Annotated in this window: 3 protein-coding genes and 1 pseudogene; all 4 read left to right on the plus strand. The window is 67.7% G+C overall.

Annotation, left to right across the window (positions count from 1 at the left end; genetic code table 11):
- Positions 1-549: 549 nt before the first annotated feature.
- The 4 genes and pseudogenes from ACWC91_RS41445 to ACWC91_RS41460 all read left to right on the plus strand — a co-directional run bounded on the left by ACWC91_RS41445 (position 550) and on the right by ACWC91_RS41460 (position 2655).
- A complete protein-coding gene (locus ACWC91_RS41445; RefSeq protein WP_376506212.1) occupies positions 550-702 on the plus strand; it encodes a DUF6233 domain-containing protein in 153 nt (50 codons plus the stop codon).
- Positions 703-873: 171 nt separating this feature from the next.
- On the plus strand, positions 874-1182 hold the full coding sequence (locus ACWC91_RS41450) for a GNAT family N-acetyltransferase (protein WP_141365755.1): 309 nt from the start codon (positions 874-876) through the stop codon (positions 1180-1182).
- Between the two features lie 61 nt (positions 1183-1243).
- Positions 1244-2097 (plus strand): annotated as a pseudogene (locus ACWC91_RS41455) (IS5 family transposase).
- Positions 2098-2256: 159 nt separating this feature from the next.
- Positions 2257-2655 (plus strand): HflX-like GTP-binding protein, encoded by a 399-nt coding sequence (locus ACWC91_RS41460; protein WP_450645020.1) that lies wholly within the window; start codon positions 2257-2259, stop codon positions 2653-2655.
- The last annotated feature ends 17 nt before the right edge of the window (positions 2656-2672 follow it).

Raw genomic sequence — 2672 nt, forward strand, 5'->3', positions numbered from 1 at the left:
CAAGCAAGGTCCTGCTCGTCCACGGGCCGGGGCCGGCGGATCAGCAGGCCGCCGTCCGCCGTTCGCTGAGTACGGATCGCTGACCGTGCTCTCGACGCCCGTCCCATGCCACGCCAGACGGTGACGACGTTGCGGACGAGACCTGATCGTCAACGTTTCTCTGGGCGCCGCGGGCGTGCGGTTCGGATTCACGCAGCTCAGAAGCGGTCGGAGCGGCCGTAGCTGGTGCAACACCTGTGGTGCACGAGGACGAGTGTGCGATTTCACCCGGACGCGCGTGAATCGGCCTACGTGAGTGGATCCGGCGGCAACGACGCCGCGCACCGGTCGTTGTGACCCGTCCGTAGCCAGAAACGAACATGTGAACGACCTGCCGCCTGACCTGACCCGCCTCCGCGCCCTGGAGACGTGGCTCGTCCTCACCCTCGACCGCGTACGGCAGCAGATCGCCATAACCGAACGGCGATCAGGAGCGCCAGCGCGGCGGGCAGGCCCAACCGGCCGCACCCGACTGGATCCTCGAAGGCGGCCTGAACCGCGACTCACCGCCTGTCGCCCGCCGTCCACGTCGGCGGCTGCCATATGGCAGGCAAACACTGGAAAGGCGTACCACGGGACGTCGCCCTACGAGCACTGAGCGAAGGCGTCGAGGCCTGCGTGCACTGCCGGCCTGACGCCGAACTCGGCCACCTGGACGGCTAGGCGCTGCGAGGCGATCACCATCAACTCCTTCAACCGGGCCGCCATCCTCAGCAAGCACCCCGTACGACAGACCGCCACGCCGCAGCCGGCGCCCCCGGTGACCGTACGAATCCCTCGGCACCTACATTTACGCATGGCCGGAAACCGGACCCCACGCCTGAAAGGCTCACGATGACCATCGAAATCACCGACTCCCCCGACACTCATCGCTACGAGGCCCGCGTGGACGGGCGGCTCGCCGGCTTCGCCGAGTACCTGCGAACCAGCGAGAGCGGGCTTGTCGTCTTCACGCACACCGAGGTCGACCCGGAGTTCAACGGACAGGGCGTCGGCTCGGCGCTGGCCCGCGCGGGCCTGGACGCCGCGCGGGCAGACGGGCTGCGGGTGCTCGCGGTGTGCCCGTTCATCACCGCCTGGATGGCCCGGCACCCCGACTATCAGGACCTCGCCTATCAGAGCCGTAGCAAGGTCGAGGATTAAGGGTCTGTTTCATAAGTGGATCAAAGTCTGCCGTGATCCACTCGTGGGTCGTGGGGATCTGATGAACGAGCAATGGACCAGGCTGGAGCCTCTGTTGCCCGTGGGCAAGAAGCCAGGCCGGCCTCCGGTCTGGTCCAGGCGCCCGCTGATCAACGGCATACGCTGGCGGACGCGGACCGGTGCGCCCTGGCGCGACGTCCCCGCCCGCTATGGCCAGCGGGAGACCGTGTACGGGCTCTTCCGACGCTGGCAGCGTGACGGCACCTGGGGCCGAATCCTCACCCAGTTGCAGGCCGAGGCCGAGGCGAAAGGCCTGATCACCTGGGACGTGTGCGTGGACTCCAGCATCACGCGGGCGCATCAGCATGCGTCTGGCGCCCGCAAAAGGGAAATTTGCAGCGGGACCAACCAGGCGGAGTTGCTGTCGAGCCCGCCGACCACGGGCTTGGGCGCTCGCGCGGCGGGCTGGCGACGACGCTGCACCTGGCGGTCGAGCACGGACAGAAGCCGCTTTCCTTCCTGATCGCCGCTGGCCAGCGGCACGACAGTCCCCAGTTCCGGCCGGTGCTCGAACGAATCCGAGTACCGCGCGTGAGCGTCGGCAGGTCACGCTGCCGACCGGACCGGGAGCGGGCCGACAGGGCATACGGGTCCCGAGCAAACCGCGACTACCTGCGCAGACGGAGATCTGCTGCAGGATTCCGGAGAAGGCGGACCAGATCCGCAACCGTAAGAAGCGGGGCGCCCACGGCGGCCGCCCGCCGAAATTCGACGAGGCCGACTACCGCGGGCGCCACGCGGTCGAGTGCGGGATCAACCGACTCAAGCGCCATCGAGCGGCGGCCACGAGATACGACAAGCTGGCCGTCCTACGAGGCCACCGCCACCATCGCCGTCATTAACGAGTGGCTCTGATCTTGATCACTAACCTCGGTCAGCGAGAGAACGCATGTCGCTGCAGCTCGCCAGGCATCTAGCCTGTGATGCATGCATCAGCCCCGAAGGCGCGACCGGCGCCTGGCTCGTCGTGCGCGGCCGGAGCCGGCCCGGCGCCAGGCTTCGCGGCTCACGGTCATGGGGGCTGATGTGGTGGTGGTTGGCTACTTCTCCGCGAAAGAGAAGGACTTCGTAACGCTCATGGCGTCGGCAGCCACGGAACTGACAGCGCGAGGCGCTCGGGTCGTCGGGCAGAGCGTGCAGCGACGGGGCGTCTCGGACGGCGGGGCCCAAAAGATGGGCCTGCCCTATTCCTCGCGGACTCTGCTGAGCTACGGAAAGGTCCGAGAGGTAGCTGAGGCCTGCGAGCAGGCCAACGCTGACGCAGCGATCTTCGTTGCCTCTTTGACCGAGCGCCAGCGGCGCGCGCTGACAGCGATACTCGGCTGCCCCGCTGTGAGTGCGTTGTGGCAAAGGGAGTCCCTGTTCGGTGAGCAGGGGCTTCTTCGTGTGCGGGGCATGACCGTGGTGGGGTAGGGGCAGGCAGCGGACGG

The sequence above is a fragment of the Streptomyces sp. NPDC001204 genome (assembly GCF_053598035.1).

Excerpts from the sequence above, each read along its gene's own strand:
- ACWC91_RS41460 (WP_450645020.1), top strand. The coding sequence starts at position 2,257 with ATGGGGGCTGATGTGGTGGTGGTTGGCTACTTCTCCGCGAAAGAGAAG.
- ACWC91_RS41450 (WP_141365755.1), top strand. The coding sequence starts at position 874 with ATGACCATCGAAATCACCGACTCCCCCGACACTCATCGCTACGAGGCC.